19 protein-coding genes are annotated in these 18,658 nt (G+C 36.5%); 2 read left to right on the plus strand and 17 right to left on the minus strand.

What is annotated here, in order from left to right; all coding sequences use genetic code 11:
• Positions 1–170: 170 nt before the first annotated feature.
• Entirely contained in the window at positions 171–713 is a 543-nt protein-coding gene (locus F5ESL0237_RS07930; RefSeq protein WP_122023050.1) for a DUF6287 domain-containing protein, read from the plus strand.
• Positions 714–844: 131 nt separating this feature from the next.
• Complete coding sequence (locus F5ESL0237_RS07935; RefSeq protein WP_122025148.1) at positions 845–1,957, plus strand: site-specific integrase; 1,113 nt, start codon at positions 845–847, stop codon at positions 1,955–1,957.
• A gap of 743 nt (positions 1,958–2,700) precedes the next feature.
• On the opposite strand, the gene F5ESL0237_RS07940 is transcribed toward F5ESL0237_RS07935, so the two are convergent.
• From F5ESL0237_RS07940 to F5ESL0237_RS08020, 17 genes are all read right to left on the minus strand, one after another.
• Positions 2,701–3,147, minus strand: a complete 447-nt coding sequence (locus tag F5ESL0237_RS07940) for a protein-export chaperone SecB (RefSeq protein WP_122025149.1) — start codon at positions 3,145–3,147, stop codon at positions 2,701–2,703.
• Positions 3,148–3,156: 9 nt separating this feature from the next.
• Complete coding sequence (locus tag F5ESL0237_RS07945; RefSeq protein WP_122025150.1) at positions 3,157–3,399, minus strand: hypothetical protein; 243 nt, start codon at positions 3,397–3,399, stop codon at positions 3,157–3,159.
• Complete coding sequence (locus tag F5ESL0237_RS07950; RefSeq protein ID WP_122025151.1) at positions 3,392–4,012, minus strand: hypothetical protein; 621 nt, start codon at positions 4,010–4,012, stop codon at positions 3,392–3,394. Before F5ESL0237_RS07950 ends, F5ESL0237_RS07945 begins: the two co-directional genes overlap by 8 nt.
• A 239-nt stretch (positions 4,013–4,251) precedes the next feature.
• On the minus strand, positions 4,252–4,797 hold the full coding sequence (locus F5ESL0237_RS07955; RefSeq protein WP_158592444.1) for a peptidoglycan recognition family protein: 546 nt from the start codon (positions 4,795–4,797) through the stop codon (positions 4,252–4,254).
• Positions 4,763–5,113, minus strand: a complete 351-nt coding sequence (locus F5ESL0237_RS07960) for a phage holin, LLH family (RefSeq protein WP_122025153.1) — start codon at positions 5,111–5,113, stop codon at positions 4,763–4,765. Before F5ESL0237_RS07960 ends, F5ESL0237_RS07955 begins: the two co-directional genes overlap by 35 nt.
• A 6-nt stretch (positions 5,114–5,119) precedes the next feature.
• Positions 5,120–5,428 (minus strand): hypothetical protein, encoded by a 309-nt coding sequence (locus tag F5ESL0237_RS07965; RefSeq protein ID WP_147441005.1) that lies wholly within the window; start codon positions 5,426–5,428, stop codon positions 5,120–5,122.
• 104 nt (positions 5,429–5,532) lie between these two features.
• Positions 5,533–5,694, minus strand: a complete 162-nt coding sequence (locus F5ESL0237_RS07970; protein ID WP_233551981.1) for an XkdX family protein — start codon at positions 5,692–5,694, stop codon at positions 5,533–5,535.
• Positions 5,694–6,137 (minus strand): hypothetical protein, encoded by a 444-nt coding sequence (locus tag F5ESL0237_RS07975; protein ID WP_122025155.1) that lies wholly within the window; start codon positions 6,135–6,137, stop codon positions 5,694–5,696. Before F5ESL0237_RS07975 ends, F5ESL0237_RS07970 begins: the two co-directional genes overlap by 1 nt.
• A 12-nt stretch (positions 6,138–6,149) precedes the next feature.
• Complete coding sequence (locus F5ESL0237_RS07980) at positions 6,150–8,141, minus strand: hypothetical protein (RefSeq protein ID WP_122025156.1); 1,992 nt, start codon at positions 8,139–8,141, stop codon at positions 6,150–6,152.
• A gap of 3 nt (positions 8,142–8,144) precedes the next feature.
• Complete coding sequence (locus F5ESL0237_RS07985; RefSeq protein WP_122025157.1) at positions 8,145–8,840, minus strand: hypothetical protein; 696 nt, start codon at positions 8,838–8,840, stop codon at positions 8,145–8,147.
• The gene (locus tag F5ESL0237_RS07990) at positions 8,833–9,993 is read right to left on the minus strand and encodes a baseplate J/gp47 family protein (RefSeq protein WP_122025158.1); all 1,161 of its coding nucleotides are present in this window, start codon (positions 9,991–9,993) and stop codon (positions 8,833–8,835) included. Before F5ESL0237_RS07990 ends, F5ESL0237_RS07985 begins: the two co-directional genes overlap by 8 nt.
• 2 nt (positions 9,994–9,995) lie before the next feature.
• Positions 9,996–10,358, minus strand: coding sequence for a hypothetical protein (locus F5ESL0237_RS07995; protein ID WP_122025159.1), 363 nt, complete (start codon positions 10,356–10,358; stop codon positions 9,996–9,998).
• Positions 10,358–10,741: a Gp138 family membrane-puncturing spike protein gene (locus F5ESL0237_RS08000; RefSeq protein ID WP_122025160.1), complete on the minus strand. Its 384-nt coding sequence runs from the start codon at positions 10,739–10,741 to the stop codon at positions 10,358–10,360. Before F5ESL0237_RS08000 ends, F5ESL0237_RS07995 begins: the two co-directional genes overlap by 1 nt.
• Positions 10,738–11,661: a hypothetical protein gene (locus tag F5ESL0237_RS08005; RefSeq protein WP_122025161.1), complete on the minus strand. Its 924-nt coding sequence runs from the start codon at positions 11,659–11,661 to the stop codon at positions 10,738–10,740. Before F5ESL0237_RS08005 ends, F5ESL0237_RS08000 begins: the two co-directional genes overlap by 4 nt.
• On the minus strand, positions 11,661–11,993 hold the full coding sequence (locus tag F5ESL0237_RS08010; protein ID WP_122025162.1) for a hypothetical protein: 333 nt from the start codon (positions 11,991–11,993) through the stop codon (positions 11,661–11,663). Before F5ESL0237_RS08010 ends, F5ESL0237_RS08005 begins: the two co-directional genes overlap by 1 nt.
• Positions 11,990–12,946 (minus strand): LysM domain-containing protein, encoded by a 957-nt coding sequence (locus F5ESL0237_RS08015; RefSeq protein ID WP_122025163.1) that lies wholly within the window; start codon positions 12,944–12,946, stop codon positions 11,990–11,992. Before F5ESL0237_RS08015 ends, F5ESL0237_RS08010 begins: the two co-directional genes overlap by 4 nt.
• Positions 12,946–18,633, minus strand: a complete 5,688-nt coding sequence (locus F5ESL0237_RS08020) for a phage tail tip lysozyme (protein ID WP_122025164.1) — start codon at positions 18,631–18,633, stop codon at positions 12,946–12,948. The genes F5ESL0237_RS08015 and F5ESL0237_RS08020 overlap by 1 nt, the downstream gene beginning before the upstream one ends.
• Positions 18,634–18,658 lie beyond the last annotated feature (25 nt).

The following is an 18,658-nucleotide window of genomic DNA, read 5'->3' on the forward strand; positions in this document are numbered from 1 at the left end:
GCAATTGCGACAGAAATAATTGTAATAATTTTCTTCATAATGTACTCCTTCATAAAATAATAATTTTATATATATAATTATTATATTTGATTGAAAATATAAAGAAAAGAGTAATTTTGTCCACAACGCCAGCGACGTTAAACCTACGGCAGATTATAATGAGGTTAATTATGAAAAAACTAATAGCTGTAGTATTCAGTGCACTATTAATGGGTTTAGGACTGATAACTACTAGTAGCACTACAATTAATGCCACATCAGCTACAACCAGTGCTGCATCAAAAATGGACTTTAAGCAAATTAAAAAAGGAAACTACACTAGCTTATTGGGTAAATGGAAGCAAGTTGCAGGAATGCACAATGATTACCATAAAGGCATCACTTGGTATAAGTTAGATCCTAAGAAACTATCTACTTTAAAGGTACACAAACATAAAATAACTGCATACAACGGATACATTACTTTTCAAGGTAAATATATGACTGATAACAACAAGAAAAAGAGAAAGCTCGCATTTTCAATGTATAAGAAATCGCTAAGATCTGTTAGTGATGATGCAATCTTGTGGGAAATAGACTATTACCCTAAAAATGTTCCAATCTACGATGACAAATATCATAGAAAACAACCTAAGGAGATAGATAATAAAAAAGATAGAATTGTAATTTTTTGTAACAATATGGGATCAACAGCCGTTTTTCAACGGAATTAGCCGATTATGAATAAAACAAAAAAGCCCTTAAGAACTCGTCTGGAAAACTATTCTTAAAGGCTTCACATGCAGGCAATTAGCCAAAGCTTTTTGTCTACCCTATTTTAGCAAATTAATAAGGAAAAATAAATATGGCACATTTAGAAAAACGCGGCGACAAATGGCGTGCGCAGGTATCGTGGTATGATAATCTGGGCAAGCGAAAATTTAAAGTAAAAAGCGGCTTTGCTACTAAAATGCAAGCTCGTAAATGGGCCAATGAAATCGAAGTAGCCAAGGATCAGAACCTAATTTCGAATCAGGACCCTATCTTTGCCGACTATTTTAAAGATTGGTACCTAAGATATAAGGCACCAGGCAAAACTCATGGCACCGTTAGTCGGTACGCTCATATTCACGATATTATCAAAGAGAATTTTGGCAATATTAAATTATCCAAAATGACTAGAGCTAAATATCAAGATTTTCTCAATGTCTATGGTAAAACCCACGCTAAGGATACTGTTCAAAAGACTAATGGTAGTATCCGTAGCTGTATCAAAGATGCTATGAGTGAGGGCTTGTTAAGAACAAATTTTACCGAGCGAATAAATTTAACCTGGAATGATGATAAAACACGTAAGATTGAATATCTTAACTTTAAGCAGGTTCAGCAATTGAAAGAATTACTGCTTATTGACATTAAACCTACATACGTTAGTAGATATATGCTGTTAACAATAATATACACTGGTATGCGGCCTGGTGAAATTAGAGTGCTAACTTGGCATGATATTGATTTTAAAAATCAAGAAATACATATTACGAAATCCTGGGACTACGATAGCAAAAAAGTTGTTGACTACGATTCAGATGAAATCAACAAGGAAACTAAAAATAAGTCATCGACACGTGTGATTAAAGTCGACCAAAAGCTACTAGATATTTTAAGTCAATTAAAAGTCAATAATTATGAAAGATTATTCATCGACAAATTTGGTACAATTCCAACATCTAACGCAGTCAATAAAACATTGAGAAAGCAATTAGATAAACTGGGCATAAAGAATAAAAGTTTCCACTTCCACAGCTTGCGGCACACTCACGTGGCTTTGCTACTATTTAAAGGAGTTGACCTCTACTCTATTTCAAAGCGTCTAGGGCACTCAAATATGAGTATCACAGCCAACACTTACGCTTACATGTTAGATGAATTGAAGCAAAAGTCAGACAAGCAGATTGTCAGTATTCTTGATGAAATTTAATACTTTGGATACCTTTTGGATACCTTAAGTAAGCAAAAAGCCTATAGTATCAGTAACTATAGGCTTTTATAAAAGGAGAGTACAGGTATTATTATTTGGGTTCATAGTGGTTCATAACGTTACACTTTACTTGATGTAACAGCATTATTGGCTATAGTGGGCTATACTTTCCCACTTTTTTGCCGTGCGTTTGCCGTGCGAAAAAAATATTTAAATTGTCAAAATTGCATACCAATTTGAAACATGCTAAAATACTGTTGTAAACAAAAAAGAGCCCTACTACTGGTAATAGTAAGACTTTTCAATGGTAGAATCGCCTTCAAAGTACGTGGTTACCATACAATATTTTTGCTTAAAATACGCCCGTTTCCAAGTTTTTAGTCAGGGCGTTTTTTTATTTTTGATTATATCCTTAATTAAAAAAGCAACTAAACCTATTAGGTCTAGCCACTTTGCTAAATGTCTAATCCGTGGTATCATATCCATGAGATATGAAATGATAGTGGAACGGAGCTATGAGATTAAACTTTTAGGCACTGCGTTCCGAGGTACATGGGCGTGTACCTCATAGCCAGTGCCGTTAACCAAAAGGATTGTCAAATAGAAAACTCCTTTTCGAATACTACGAGGTACATGATAAATCATGTACCATTTTTTATTATATCAAAAATGGTCGGCATCTGCATTTTAGTTAATTTTATACACAAAAAGCCACCCAGAAATTAATCTGAGTGGCTTTATTTCTATTCATCTTGTCGTTTTTCATTAAAACTTTTAAACTGCTCAACAAAATTTAATGACGGTAAAACTGTAGTTAACGGATTGTCCATAGACACTACCATTGATACGGTTGACCTTAAATAAGGATAAATCATCGCTGCTCCATTTATCATCAAAAATTTTTTCTTGTCCTCATTATTTTTAATATCTTCTCGATATTTAAAAAGACCATTCACAGTTATATTTATCATTTTTTTCTGCTCTTCTAATAATAGATTCGCAGTCATTTCAATTATACCAGTATCATCAGTCTTGCTAATGCTATACTTCATTTTTAAGCCATTTTTTTCTTCTTCAGTTTTATTATTTTTTAAAGCATCTATTTCTGTTTTTGTATCATATTGGTGATAATTAATATCGGTTATTCTATATGCTTTAATTTGAATAACTGGATTAGTTGTATCATTCATTTTAAATCCTTATGCTGCTAAAACAAAATCTTTTTCTGTTGAAAAATCATCAGTACTAGTCAAATAGCTAAAGCTTCTGCTATTATTATCATTTACTGCATTATTTTGAATGAAATTTGCTAGAGAAGTTTGTTCATAGTTAATGTAACCTGCATACATTAACTTTTCTGTAGCTCTTAGGAAATCTTCTGGAGTCCAAATTTCCCTCATTTTTTTAACCATTGTATCAAAGTCATAATTATACTTAGCCATGAGTCTTTTCCTCCAATTTGTATTCTTTGAAAGTCCCATCAACAATAACCTCAGGGTCTTTTATAAGAACTTCAATCCCGTTCATTATACCAGAAACTTTCATACCATCAATAGAAGTATGCGTCGGTGCTTTTACAACTTCTATTTTTGTTCCCCATACTTCTGCTAATAAAGAACAATACAATTCTATTAAAATGCCATCTAAACTATTTTGCTTGCCGGTATTATTGATTTTTTGTTTTTCTTTATAAAATTTAATACTTTTTTGTATTTCAGGAAGAGCTAACCATTTTCGAAATTGCTTAGAATCGTAATTTTCACCATCAAGAACAAGTAAATTATCCTCTGAAACTTCAACATCTAATTCAAACACTACTACTCGATCATGAGCTTCATGTATAAACTTTTTTTCAAAGTCGTATGCTAATTTATAATCGTCTAAAAAAGTATAAAATCCGTACCCTAAACTTCCAATATGATTATCAATATTCCCATCTAATATTTGTTTTCTTGTGTATTTAATAGGCTTTTTGATGGCTTTCTTTCCGTTTAATTTTAAATTCTTTGAAATCGTAAACAATGAGCCATGGTGCAAATGTAATTTTTTTATCATTTCACATACTTTGAATAACTTAAACTATATCCTGACCACTTAAATTATACGCTAACTCCATCTAAGATTCTATTTTTTATTATGAATAATTCTTATATTTTCCAAAATCAATTCTTTTTTATCAATTTACTTTGTGTTAGTGTCAAATTATATTCATAAATGTTGTTTTATCATGTTTTTTAAAAAAATTGATAAAACTAAAAAAAGCCACCCCAGACATGAGTCCAGAGTGACTTATTTTATCTAGTCAATGCAATATTTGCCCCGCTAAAACCTTTAGTTAAGTCTTTAGCAAACTTGGCCTTTGATACACCAATTTTAGGCAGGTATTGCCATGGGTCAACGTGGTCGGTATTACTGTAGCCGTGCTGTACAAGCCATGAGTGAGTTTTTATTCCACGATTTTTACTATCATCTAAAGTTAGTGGTATACCGTACTTTTTAGCTGACCATCTTAACCAATTTACATAATGTTTGTAGGCTTTAATAGCACGCTTGTGGTCAGTAAATTCACACAACTCGATCTGTACAGGACTCAGGCTATTAGCAGGACTACCTGCTCCCCATGCTACATAGCCTAGTTCTCCCACTTGATAGATATTTTTATCATCAATAACTAAATGTACATAAGTCTGGCTTACATTAACACTTGTCTTCATATTTCTAGCAATCGCCCAAGCTTCCCCATTAGGTGTTGCTGTAGAGTGAGCAATAATGAATCTTGGTGTAGCCAGTTGTGAGCTACCTTCATTATCTGCTAGGCTGTACTTCTTGTTTATCTTCAACTTTAGCATCTTCTTTCTTGTTAGCATTCATTTTGGCAACTTCTTTTTCAGCAAAGGCTCTAATTACAGCTTCGATTGTGGCATCCACTTTTATACCGTGGCTTACTAAGGCATCTTCAACGCTACTAATAACATTGTCCATTTTTGCTTGTCCGTCTAAATCAGTAGTTTCTGCTTGTCTAACAAACGCTGCTGCTAAGTCTTCTATGAAGAGTAGTGCCTTGTTTTTTGTGGCATGCTTACTTGCATATAAACCAACTAAAATTGCGGATAAAAATAACGCTGCATATACAGCGTCAAAAATTAGTTTTGTCATGTTTAATTAATTCTCCTTTGATCTAATGGGTAGTTTTGAAACTTGCTCGTATAACTTTGTGCCTGAGCCATTACCACCCAAAGTATGATAGGTATTGTAAATCTGGGTCAATCGATTATACTGTTGTTCGGTTTGATAGCCCTGTTTTTCTATCTGGTGAGCTAGTTCGTCCAGTTCTACATGTAAATCTTCCGTTTCTCCTTTTTTGAGCTGTTCGACAGTCCCTTGAATTTCATGGATTGCATCAATAATTTGTGGTAGTTGATCTTCCAACTTTTTGCGCTGTTGGTGATTGGTATAATAGTTTTTTATCAACTGTACAATCCATCCAAAGAATCCCACTGAAGCTAGAAAGTCAAACACATACTCCCAATCTAAGTTAATAAAATGTGTCACTTGCCAATATTATCCCTTTCTGCTTATACCACTGGACTAGCTACATATTCTTTACCAGTGATTGCCTTGTAATCGTCTGCTGTGAGTGCATTATACCCAACGAAATAGGCAACATCTTCCGCAGAATAGCAACCAAAATTGTAATAAAACTCGACCAAATCAAACATCATTTCGTGTGTATCCATTATTGTGCACCTCCATTAGTGTTTGGAATAGTAGTTTCATTATTATTTGGTGTAGTAGGTGTGGTTGTAGTAGGCGAAACTGTAGCAGTTGGTGGTGTTGGTACGGTTGGCTTACCTGCTATTTTAGGGGTTAACATTTGTAATAGTTTTGCCTGATTTTTAGCAAATTTGTTTAAATCATTGGCATTATTACTGTTAGCATTTTTGATTTGGTCAACTATTTGTTTTAAGTCATTAAGTTGTGCCGCTTGGCTTACCTCTGTGTTTTCTACCCATTTCTGCCCTTCCCATACAAAAATAGGTGCCTTGATACTTGGATCTGGCACCACTTCTGTAAATGGGTATTCTACTTTTACCTCTTGCGGTGCAAACCATACTTCAAATGGTCGATCAGCCGTTGACCAATAAACTTGCTTAAACATATTATTGTTATTTTCTGTCATAGTTTGTTCTCCTTAATTATCTAATTTACGGAATTTATCGTTATAGTTTTTTACATTTGGGGATATATCTCTAAAATATATGTGCGTTAACGAATCTGCTCCTACTAGAAATAGAAATTCAAAAAAGTGGTCGATTGAACGGTCGACTGAATTCATGACGCATCTGTCAACTATAAGAGCACCATTACTGGAGATAAGATTGCCGGAAACATCTTTAAAAGCTGAATAGTTTTGCGACGCTTTTAAAATTGAATTGATAAGTATAGTTGTGCCAAGTATTTCTGTTGGGTTGTCAACATCAAAAGTATCCCACGTATATCCTATTCGGTCAGGGTTTGATAACTTTGATACTTTCTTGCTTACTTTACTATTAACACTATTAATTGTGTCATAGGTACCACCTAGGTTCATGTTACCGTTTGAATCTGGTAAGTAACCGTCTATTTTTTTGATTGCGCCACTGAATTTACTATCTGCTTCTGATTTACTATAAACATCACTTGCATTTGCTTTAGTAGATAAATCATCTGAGTTAGCTATCTTTTTAAAAGTAGGGAAAGTTTGATATAAGAGCGAAACTACTCTTGTGTATATTTTTTCATTTATAATCAGATATTGATATAAGTCGTTGGTATTAGAGGTTTCATTATAATTCAATACCATTAGCCAGCCATATTTTGTGCCATTAATTGCGGTGCCATCTATTGAAGCACTAATTGAACACGCGTCAATTCTATAAATACCGGTTTCTGTTATAGCGTCAGGGTTAACAGTTGTACTATAAAAATTTTTTCTTACACCATTTTTGGTTGTGCCATAAAGATTGCCTAAATCTGCTTTACCAGCAAAATTGTCATTAATTTCTTTTCTACTATATGTTTCTACTTTCTTATAAACATCTGAAGCATTAGCTTTTGAATTAAGTATAGGGTCTAATTCATTATTAGTAGCAATTTTATAAAAAGTATTATCACTTACATACGAATCACCAGCAATAGTTTTCTTGTTGAAAAGTCTAATATATACATTATATGTATTGTAAGCATGAGAATATCCTGGAGAATTTTCGTCATAATAGTTATGATAAGCTATTAATATTTGTAAATGACTATCACCATATGTTCGAGTGTAATAATCAATTAGGTAACCCGTTTGATAATTTTTAAAATTATAAATATAAGATAATGCTTTACTTGGTGACAAACTTGCTTTAAGGATACGGCCATCAAAGCAAATAACCGTTTTTTTATTAGTTGTTGTGAGATTTAAAGTATCTACATCTAGGATTCCCCCAGATTCAAACTTATAATAATAATCTGGATCAAATAAATTAGGTAATGTTATCTTTCCTAAGCTATCTGGTAATATTCCATTTACTGAAGATACTTTTTTTGATATATCACTAGTTAGTTTATCAGTAATGGTATTTTGTTTTTTAAATTTATCATCAATTTCATCTTTGTTGTAAATGTCATTGAGATTCGCTTTGCCAGCGATGTCACTTTTAGTCGGATAGTCAACCAGTATTTTGCTTAAATCGTCCCGTGAGACACTCTCAGTATTGTCAGTTTTGATGACTACATTAGCTACCGTGCCAACTGTGATGTAGGTATACATCTTAAACACACCACTATCATCAGTATGATGCATATATATTGGATATTTTAGCGCTCCAAAAGCGTATAAGAACTCTTGGTCTTGGTATTTAGCATAGATACCAATAGTATTTAGCTGGTAATCTTCCGTTATTTTATTCTTCTCGAATTTAATTGGGATTTGTACAATATTGTTTTTAACCGCCACCACATCATGAATATCTGCAATTTGTTTTTTGTTATCTAAATCAAAAATGTTAGCTATATCTGCATCCGTATCATTGATGTGAACATCTATACTAGCGACTGCTTTAGTAAACTCAATTTTATCTTTACCGCCAAGAATAGCAGCCGATACTTGCTGACCTTTTGCCGTAAAGCGAAACTTTATCTCAGTTTCATCTGCCATATATTAACCTCCCATACTTCCATAAACATAATTATCAACAACTGCTCCAATTGAAAACACCACTGGACAGTTTAGGTTGCGTTCTTCGCTAAATTGATTGTCCATCGCACCGCAAACATAGTTACTGCTAATTATCCCACCCGACAAATAGAGATTAGCGTTATATTTTTCATTGAATTCAATCGTATATAGATTGACTTCATCACCAAGAATATCGATTAGCATTTTCGAAAGAATTTCTTCCTTGTTTTTGTTAGTCATATACTTTCTTGGCAAATTATAGATACCTAGTCGCTCTGGTTCGTTGTCGTTTTTATCGCGTCTAGTCTCAACTGTAAATTCGTTTGGATCAGCACCAAGTGCAACTGAAATCAGTTTGATGATTGAATTTTCATCATTACCAAGATGGTGTTTGAGCATCATTAGAGCAATTTCAAACTTTAAAAAGTTTTCATCATTATCAGTCGGTGAAATGCCCCAATCCTTGGCTATCTTGCGTAAATCGTCACCGGTTGCATGTCTAAAGTTCTGCGCATCATAACTAATCATGATGCGATCGATTAACTCAGTCATGATGTCAGCAACACGTTTTAGCCATTTCTGATTATTGCTGTTTTCATCTTGAGCCATAAACGCGGGATACATGTTGCGAATATATTTTTCATATTCATCATGGTCATAGTTGTTATAATCAAACATTTATAGCCACCTCGATATTCGTATCGTCAATCACTGCCAACTCAAACTCATTTATCGGAATATCCTTTAATTCTAATTTATCAGGTTCTAAGCCTAGTTGAACGTCAACTGACTTTAAGCCATCAACTTGCCAGATGTACTCATACAGCTTGCTAAAGAGAACTGTGTCCCCCATTTCTAATAATGAGAAGCAATCTCGAATCTTTTTACGAATGTCATTAGCTCCAGTTTCAGTATTAAAATTAAAGTTAGTACTAATACCAATTTTTACAAATACTGGCTTAGTTGTAGCTCGGTCAAAGTAAACATCACGCGCATCCCCAGAAAGATTTGCTACAACTTCATGTATCTGTCCAACCGTATAAGCGGGAGCTGGGACGATTTCAAATATCCCTTGTGCAATGTCATGGTTAGCCCCGCCTAGTACATAGATATGCGTTGATTTCGGGGGATTACCATACTTATCTGATTGCATGCTTCTATTGGAGATTACCTTAACCTGCCGAACACCTGCCACTTCGTTTTCTAAGTACGACTTAATGCCATCTTCAGAACCGTTTTTAGGGTGAACACGTTCATTGTACAGTCTTGCTTGATAAGCGATGTCTGTCTCTTCATCTGCGCCGCCTTGGGCGCCAATCGGATTAGTCACACTATCAATGCCATCAATCACATCAACTTCTAGGGTAATGGTGTTAGGTAATACATTGTTTTCGGCACCTTCAGTATCACTAACTGCATCAACCATAATAGTGCCGTCTGCCCCTATTTTAGCGTTCTCAGTGGTATAAAAAAGAAGGTTCTCATTTGTTGTAAATTGAGAGCCTTCTGGTATTTCTGTCCCTGCTTCGCCAGCTATTTTGAGCTGAACTGTTGCTGGTGACGAGCTTTTTCGTGGGATGCCATCATCTTGACCAAAGCGGTCAAGGTCTTTCCCACTAGCACTTAGCAAGTGATTAGCCCAATTAGTTGTTTGCAAAAGTTCCATAATATCGTGAACTAGGATAGTTAAAATGCCATTATCCATACCAACAATTGAGTTGTCATTTGTATTAACATTGTCGCCATAGATAGCTTTTGCATTCACATTAAGCCGTTCCCTGATTTCGTCTTCTGTTAATGCTTGCAATTGTCCATTAGTTAATAATGTCACTCTCACACCTCCGTTTCATCATTTGATCCTGTGTCAACTTGAATCGTTTCGCCGTTTGCCATTTTGACTTCCAGCACTACATTTAATTGTCTATTTGTAGTATGAGGATTAATCGAAACGACATTAACATTTTCGAATTCATCAAAATTGGCAGCTAAACAATCTTCAACTTGTTTGACGATATAATCACGACTATCTGCGTTATCAAGGATATCTTGATGAGATAAGCCAAATTTGCGATTCCACTCTAATTCACCCAAATTTGTTGCTAAAGTTATTTTAATAGCTTGGGCTAATTCTTCATCGTCAGTAACCACTTCGTCAACAGCAGCACGGTCGTTATTTTCATCTAACTTAATATCCATTAAAGTTTCCCCAACACAATTCCATCATTGATACTATGCATTCGTTTAGTTGCCAGTTTATATGTCTTTTGTCCACGATAATTTTCTAAATCGCGGTCATGAAAGCCTACTAGCACTTTATCGCCGACTTTAAGCGCTTTTTTAACTGCAAAGCCATCTTTATTAAAGCCAATTAAAGCACTTTGTAAAATGGGGCACTCAATTATTACTGGACGCTTACTATCATCTGACTGTAGTGGTGCTGGCTGAACATCAGCAACTTCGCCATCAAATCGAGTTACGGTGCCAATCATCATACAGTAAATTCGTGACAATAAAAGTTGCGGAAAAAGCTCGTTCATGAACTCAATATCAAGATGACGCTTAGTACTAACTTTTGTCATTTATAAACCTCCACACTTGTAATCATACTTTCCAAGTCATGACTTCCCGACTTGATGCGATATAAGTCATCTATACCGACAGCTTTATCCACTAGTCGAACAACTGAACCAGTCGATATTCTAGGGTCTAGGTACATCTGAAAACTAATGCGGTCATCATCGTCAAAAGAGGGATGCCCCACTAATCCCGTCAACTTGCTAATAGTCAAATTCTCATTATAAGGATTAGGCTTATCCCAGTTGTCAATGTAAAGCTTACCTTTACGAAAATAAATATGCGCTTTACATTGCTTGACTACATCCTTAATCGCCGCTAACGGCTTATTTGATACGGTGTAGCCCTTTTTATAAACATAATCATGGGTAAACTTTACATTGCTAATGGGAATACCTGCCATTTTGCTGATTTTTTTAACGATAGTAGATGCTTTTGTTCCCTTTTTAAAAGACAAATTAATCTTTTTGCGAACAGTTTTTTTAACAATGGTATACTTGCCGTTCGGCTTTTTAACTCGTTTTTTGACAGTTTTAGCACCACTCCAGACAGATATTTTTTTCTTATCCCCATAATCAGTATCATCACTAAACTCAATGTTAAGTGTTTTGGTGGCTCCTTCATCAACTAGTTTATGCACTTTAGTAATTTTACCCTCAGAAACTACCGCAAAAAGGTCATCTGAGCCTGCTTTAACCACTATATGTTCCTTTTCCTTAAACATTTTTTGGTGGTCAGGCGACAGGTTATTAATGGTAATGGTGTTCTTTTCAACATCCCCAGCATCATTAAAGTTAATGGTGCCAGTAATGTTGAAGCCATATCCACGTGGTGACCAGTTATTAAATGACGGTTTATTTGGTAGATTTGGTAAAACAATTTCTATTTTTTTACCATAAAAGGTTTGACCATCTACACCATTCATTAGCTAACACCTTCTTCTAAATCATCAATCGAGATAAAGATTGTTTTATTAAAATTAAGTTCATTAATGGTATCCTCATGCCCAGACTCATCATACGGTACCAACTGCCATGCAGGTAGTCTTGGGTCTTCAATGCCAAACCACAACGGCTGATTCAACACCAACTTGTAATTCAGATAAATTGGTGTACCTTCTTCAGTAAAGAGATCAACCGAATACTCGCGACTAATCGTATTGTAATTAATAGTAAGCGTGTAAGTCTGATCTTCGATATCCATATCAAAACTGTATGGGATGCTATCATTATCGATTTCAAGCACATCACGAATCATATCTTGATCACCTTACCCTTTCTAGTTTTGGCTTTAGGATTCTCAGCATAAAGCTTGCTGACGGGTACACCATACTTCTTGGCCACACGATAAATGTTGTCGCCCACCTTCATGTGATGAATTCGATTGCGCCTTGGGTCACGTTTACTTACTGAACCAGCCTTGGGTGTTTTTTTACCCTTAGACTTTTTCTTACTATAAGTTACTTTGGCAATCTTCCGATAAGAAAAAGTTAAGCTAAGTTTGAGCACATTCTGGTCTTTGTTTTCAGTTGATTTTGAAATTGACTGAATATAAACATGCTTCCAATAACTGGAGCCCCGCAAAGTTAATTCTTTGCCCCACAATTGCCACTTTTGAAACGCATTAAATTGCGCTTCTAGGTCAGCTTGTCTAGCCTCTGGGCTAGAGTTGTCTTGTGCATAAAGATAAGCAGTACATGAGATGGTCTTATCAGTCCTCCTAGAATAGTTGGTTCTTGGGTCAGAATTATCTACTGGCTGGCTAGGAGTTTCAGCAGAGTTGGTTTCAGTTGCATCAAATTCACCGAAAAAGATAGTTTGATCAGAACTTAAATCGGCTAAATATACTGCACTTTTAGGCTGACCCAACACTTTATTTGTTTTTTTAATTTGTGAATTTATACTTTTCAGGCTCTTGCTCATACTGGCATACTTTTTACGCCGTGCAATCAAGTTCTTTTTAGATGTATAACTTTTCTTAACTTTGGCCAGCTTTTTGTTTTGAGCTTTCAGCAACTTACTATACTTGCCATACTTAGCCTTATTTTTCTCTGGCACTACCCTTTTAACATGGGTTTTACCCCCATGCTTATTTCTAACTTCGACTTCCAAGCTCTTCATTGTACGCTTGGTTTTGCTGACCGCTTTAAGCTGCTTAGTATAGGCTTTTTTAGCCTTTTTTTCTTCAGCTACTAGTGTTTTAGCAATCATTAGATAATTACACCTCCATCATCATTAAATCCCATTAATTCTTGCAGTTTTTCAATCAGTGCCACATTAGCTTGATCAACAGCATCTTTAACTTGTGCTTTGGTCTCACTAGCGTTAGTGCCAGTTGCATGAACTGTAATGTTCTGATTAATCGTCACATTGCCAGCCTTTTTAGCGCTGTTATTGATATTTTTAATCGTTTGAGCATGAGGGATAACTGTACCACTAACATCAGGGCGAAAACTTTCGATTCCATCTTCGTTAACACGAACCCTTTCGCCAGCCTTTACGTGTCCGCCGTTTCTAAGTCCTCGCAACGCACCAGCTACTTGTCTTGCCCCATTGACATGCTCAGCATTATAACCGCCACGTTCCCACTTACTGGAGAATTTGTTGGCTAAATCAGCAACTGACCCGTGTCCTTCTAAGACGCTTTTGAAGATTGAGCTATCAGAGCCTTCGCCACTCAAAGCGAATTTAAGTTGAGCGGCTGGATTGGTCCAGCTTTTACCATGACTTTTAGCAAAAGCCCGTAAGTTGGATAATCTTCCCCCAAGCCATTGACCAAGTCCACTAGCACCACCGTCTGAGTTGACTGCTCCTGAGTCTAATCTCGACTCAAAAAACCAGTTACCCAAAATTGCGGCAATACCATTCTTGGTTGCATTATGGTCTAAGCCCATCAATGCCTTGGCTAAAGCTCTTGCACGTTGGCCAATATCACCAGTTAAGTTAACACTACCGCCTAGCGCATCTTCGCTAAGATTACTCTTAATCCAGTTAATAGCTTTAGTGCTCAACTGTGACTTAACTAGTCTAGTTAGTCTTGCTGGAATAGCCGTTTTAGCACTGGCATTGTGCAGTCCCTTAACTCTAAAGTACTCATATCCCATGCTCTTAGGGGTATCAATGGATGTGACACGAGCAGAAGGTGGGGTTTCGTTGAACATTGAGTTATTAGCTTTAGAGTTAATAATCCCTACGTGTCCAGCTGCACCGCCACCATGACCATAGATAACCAAGTCGCCCGGTACTGTCCGACTAAAATCATGACCTAAGCTTTGTACACCGCTAGATTCTTGCATTGCAACGGTAGTTCGACCAATATCGATACCAAAGTGACTTAATGCCGCCGAAACCATTCCTGAACAGTCGTAAGCATCGGGTCCAGTAGCACCCATCACATACTTCTTACCTGAAAAATGCTCTTTAGCATAGTTAAGAAACGCTTCACGGGTACCACCTGCACCGTCATGAATTAGCGAGTTAATGAAGTTGTACATCGCTTGATACCACTTAAAACCAGTTGGTTTAGCAGCATTCTTACCTAAGATTGTGACACCTTGTTGTAATCTTGGTGGTTGTACTTTGACATTATTAGTAAAGTCGCGGTTAAAACCTGCTTGATAGTTTTTAGCATTATTTTCGGCTAATTTTTGCAGTGCTGAATGTGAATTTTTACCCTCAGCATAGAATGGCAAGATACCTTGCTGTTGAGCTTTAAATGTATCTTCGCCATTAAGGACACTGTCGCCCTTGTGCAACAATCTGACCACATTGTTGCCTTGTGGGAATTCATAACTTCCGTTAGCATGCACAATTGTTTCTTGACGTAAGGCACGCGGACTATCGTTTAAAACAGCCAAATGAGGTCGTTCAACAGGCTTGTCAGTACCATTAGCATAGTGAATCATGCTTAAAACATGGTCATTGCCACCAAACTGACCAAGAGCACTGTTGATACCCTTGAATCCTTTGTTTAACTGACCGACAACACCATTTAAAGCATCTTGAGTATAATCTGGCAGACGATTCAAAATATGCTTGAAATCATCTGTAATGTCGTCCCAAGAACTAGACCATTGCTTATTTAACTTGCGGAAAGACTTGTTAGTATCCCTTTCTAGACTGTCGAACTGTAGTTTGTTATTTTTAACTCGTTTATCAGCTAATTTCTTTGAATCGCTAACCAACGAGTTGTTAAACTTGCGGTTTTTAGCAAGTGCATCTTTTTGATACTTATCAGTAGCATTCTTAGCTTTAAAATAATTCGGAGTTATGACGTTAGTCGAAACTAAATCTGCCTTAGCAGTTTTTATTGGCTTTGTGCCATTAGCAAAGTGAACTGGTTGACCAGCTAGTTTAGCCATATCACTTGCTTTAATCACGTCTTGCCAAGGCATTAGCCAGCGCTTAGCATTGCGACCTTTAACAACTTCAACAGTACCATTTGGATTTAATATCCCTTCACGGTTACCAGTTGCTGGTGAGTCGTTACCGTCATTGAGTATGGCTGGTGTGACGTACTGTTTGCGCCAGTCTGTTCCTCCAGCAAAGTGAAAACTACCAACATGGAATTTGTCCAGTTTATTAGAATCACTAACCAACGAATTGTTGAACTTGCGGTTTTTAGCAAGTGCATCTTTTTGGTACTTGTCAGTAGCGCTCTTGGCTTTAGCGTAGTTTGGAGTAGCAACTGTACCTGCAGTAATAGCTTTCGGGGAGCCTTTACCATTGGCATAGCCTGGCAAGGTCATCCCTTTGCCTAAACCACCATTAAGAATTTTAGCGCTTGGACCAGCTGGTAAAATATTTTCTCCAGCTTGAATTTTAACGATTTCTGGGCCATTGGCACCAAGCAAACGTGCATAATTGCCATTGACGTGATAGCCAATTTCAGTACCAGCTTCACCAACTAAGGCATAGTGACTAGCACCACCTCGACTGCCCAGAGCATGTGAACCAACTTTCTTACCACTAAATATTTTTCTAATATTCGAATGACCATCTGTTAAATCAATCGAATGGCCAAAATTACTGAGATTGGATTTAATATTATCAAACCAAGATACAAGCCCGTTCCATTTATCTTTAAACCATTTAATCACATCAGTAACACTCGACTTAAGCCCGTTCCACATACTATGCGCGGACCAGCCTAGATTCTCTAAGCTCCAGAAATTCTTTGGCGGTTTATTGGCATTCCAACCAGTTTGGACAGATTTAGCAGCACGTGCTGAAGCATCACTAATAATTGCAGACCAACCGCCGTGCTTGGTTGACCAACCTAAATATTGCAATGAGAATATATTTTTAGGCGGCTTTTTAGCATCCCAGCCTTTCTTAAACGAACCCATTGCTGACTTGGCACCAGCACTGACTTTCTTGACCGTATCGTGTGTAGACCAGCCCAAGTTCTCAATACTCCAAAAATTCTTGGGTGGCTTTTTGGACTGCCAACCGCTCTTAAAACTGTGAACAGCTTGACCGCCCCAACCGCCAACAACTTTGCCAATTTGTGAGCCCATCGCTGCGCCCAGCGGTCCACCAAAGTAAAGTCCGATACCGCCACCAATGCCTGAGCCAATTCCAGCCCCAATGTCTTGATAGCGTTCTTTAGAACCAGCTTTTGCCTTAATTCCTTTATAAATGCTTAATCCAGCATCTGCAGCAACTCCTACTGCCGCTGCGCCAGTTGCTAGTTTGCCTGCGGTAGATAAGCCACCAAAACCTTCTTTAGTTGAATGAACTGATTGAAGTATTCCGCCCAGTTTACCTTTTCCGATATTTTTACTAAATAGGCCTTTAAATGAATTTTTAAAACTAAGATTTTCTTTACTACCAATTATTGCAGAACCTAAGCTCGCCTTAGCTCTTGAAATTATATCTTCCTTTTTGATAATCTTTCCGGCTTCATCTTTAGTTTCTGAGCCAAATAGCCAACCATAAGCACTAGGAATAGCACCTTTATTCTTAATAACATTTCCAGCTTCATCTTTAGTTTTAGACCCAAATAGCCAACCATAAGCACTAGGAATAGCACCTTTATTCTTAATAACATTTCCAGCTTCATCTTTAGTTTTAGACCCAAATAGCCAACCATAAGCACTAGGAATAGCACCTTTATTCTTAATAACATTTCCAGCTTCATCTTTAGTTTTAGACCCAAATAGCCAACCATAAGCACTAGGAATAGCACCTTTATTCTTAATAACATTTCCAGCTTCATCTTTAGTTTTAGACCCAAATAGCCAACCATAAGCACTAGGAATAGCACCTTTATTCTTAATAACATTTCCAGCTTCATCTTTAGTTTTAGACCCAAATAACCAACCATAAGCACTAGGAATAGCACCTTTATCAAAGCTAAATTTTTTGGCTTTTTTATCCCATTTAAAAGAACCGATTAAAGACGAGCTTGCTTTTCTAAAAGGCGAAGTAATTTTGTCAGCAGCCTTTACTGTAGATATCCCCACGATTAACTTAGCAAGCCATTCTATTACTGTTTTGTTCTTGGCCACACTGTCCATGAACTCAGCAAATGAATGGAATGCATTACCACTTTTATCTGAGTTTTTGCTAATTAGTCCAAAAGTTTGACCGATATCAATAAAAACAGTTGAGAAGTCTTTCCAGATATCTTTACCTAAGATACTGCCAATATCTAAAACATCTTTTACAGCTTTTGAGATGTCAGATTTATGCTTATCAAGCGTGATAACAATATCACTTATACCATTACCAATTGTTTTGGCACCATTCTTCAACTCTTTTGAAAGCATAATGTCTTTCAGTGCCTGCAAACCAGATGACTTAGCACTAAACAGGGGCTTGGTCATAGTGCCTTCAAGTTCTTCCCAACGCTTCTTCATTTGGCCTATGGCTCCGCCTTGAGTATTGCCATAGGCTTCAAAAGCTTTGTCAGAATACTTGCTAGCGCTAGCCATCCAAGTTTGAAACTGTTTCTGAGTGACATCACCAGTCTTAAGCAAATTCTTCAAACTATTTTCACTCATGCCAGCACCTTTAGCTAAGGCGGCATAAAACGTTGGAGCTGATTTAGCAACTCTATTTAATGCAGAATAAGAAACTTTACCATTTGCTCCAACTCTCATTAGACCACTTGCTAGATTTTCTATTGTCTGACCGTCTAGCTTAGAACTATCGCCAATGCCGGCAATTGTCTTAGTGATATCCATTGCACCTTTATTACCAATGGTTGACCAGTTAAGCATTTTAGCTTGAACATTAGCTACCTGATCATCATTCATATTGGTATTGTATTTAAGTACATCAAGCTGTTTGTCTAATTGCTTAACAAACTTATCAGAAAAGCCCATGTTCTTAAATCGGGCATCAATTTTACCTAATAAGCCGTTATATGCCATACCTTCGGTATAGATATTCTTGAATTGTGAACTAAGATTGTCCCATACATTAGTAACAGCATTACCAATTATAGAGCTAGAAAAAGCATCCCTTAATGTATGGCTTGCTTTTTCAATTTTTTCAGTATCAGTGTTTTTAACGGACTTATTAAAATCATCAGCTTTATTTTTGCTTTTTTCAAGTTCTTTAGTAAAGGCATCTACTTTATCTTTACCTTGTTGCATCTCTTTGACAAAGTTGTCAATTTTAGTGTTACTTTCTTGCAAAGCTTTATCTAAAGCAACGGTTTTATTAGTAGTTGTTTCTATCGCCTTACTAAAGTTAAGTGCTTTGGTTGTATCGCTTTGTAAAGTGCTAGTTTGACGAGTCAAATTTGGCATGCTGATTTTTGAAAAAACACTATTGATTGACTGTGCTTTTTTACGCAATTTATCCATGTCATCAAGCAGTTTTTTTAGCTTATAGTCTTGGATATCAAAGCCAATGCCAACGTCCATTTGTGCAACACGGTCGCTCATTATTTACCTCCTTTCTCTTAAAATA

The sequence above is a fragment of the Lactobacillus sp. ESL0237 genome (genome assembly GCF_003692985.1).
GTDB lineage: Bacteria > Bacillota > Bacilli > Lactobacillales > Lactobacillaceae > Lactobacillus > Lactobacillus bombicola.

Bases quoted from the DNA above. Each gene is read 5' to 3' on its own strand.
- F5ESL0237_RS07930 (WP_122023050.1), top strand. From the start codon at position 171: ATGAAAAAACTAATAGCTGTAGTATTCAGTGCACTATTAATGGGTTTA.
- F5ESL0237_RS07935 (WP_122025148.1), top strand. From the start codon at position 845: ATGGCACATTTAGAAAAACGCGGCGACAAATGGCGTGCGCAGGTATCG.
- F5ESL0237_RS07940 (WP_122025149.1), bottom strand. From the start codon at position 3,147: ATGAATGATACAACTAATCCAGTTATTCAAATTAAAGCATATAGAATA.
- F5ESL0237_RS07945 (WP_122025150.1), bottom strand. From the start codon at position 3,399: ATGGCTAAGTATAATTATGACTTTGATACAATGGTTAAAAAAATGAGG.
- F5ESL0237_RS07950 (WP_122025151.1), bottom strand. From the start codon at position 4,012: ATGATAAAAAAATTACATTTGCACCATGGCTCATTGTTTACGATTTCA.
- F5ESL0237_RS07960 (WP_122025153.1), bottom strand. From the start codon at position 5,113: ATGACAAAACTAATTTTTGACGCTGTATATGCAGCGTTATTTTTATCC.
- F5ESL0237_RS07970 (WP_233551981.1), bottom strand. From the start codon at position 5,694: ATGGATACACACGAAATGATGTTTGATTTGGTCGAGTTTTATTACAAT.
- F5ESL0237_RS07975 (WP_122025155.1), bottom strand. From the start codon at position 6,137: ATGACAGAAAATAACAATAATATGTTTAAGCAAGTTTATTGGTCAACG.
- F5ESL0237_RS07980 (WP_122025156.1), bottom strand. From the start codon at position 8,141: ATGGCAGATGAAACTGAGATAAAGTTTCGCTTTACGGCAAAAGGTCAG.
- F5ESL0237_RS07985 (WP_122025157.1), bottom strand. From the start codon at position 8,840: ATGTTTGATTATAACAACTATGACCATGATGAATATGAAAAATATATT.
- F5ESL0237_RS07995 (WP_122025159.1), bottom strand. From the start codon at position 10,358: ATGGATATTAAGTTAGATGAAAATAACGACCGTGCTGCTGTTGACGAA.
- F5ESL0237_RS08000 (WP_122025160.1), bottom strand. From the start codon at position 10,741: ATGACAAAAGTTAGTACTAAGCGTCATCTTGATATTGAGTTCATGAAC.
- F5ESL0237_RS08005 (WP_122025161.1), bottom strand. From the start codon at position 11,661: ATGAATGGTGTAGATGGTCAAACCTTTTATGGTAAAAAAATAGAAATT.
- F5ESL0237_RS08010 (WP_122025162.1), bottom strand. From the start codon at position 11,993: ATGATTCGTGATGTGCTTGAAATCGATAATGATAGCATCCCATACAGT.
- F5ESL0237_RS08015 (WP_122025163.1), bottom strand. From the start codon at position 12,946: ATGATTGCTAAAACACTAGTAGCTGAAGAAAAAAAGGCTAAAAAAGCC.
- F5ESL0237_RS08020 (WP_122025164.1), bottom strand. From the start codon at position 18,633: ATGAGCGACCGTGTTGCACAAATGGACGTTGGCATTGGCTTTGATATC.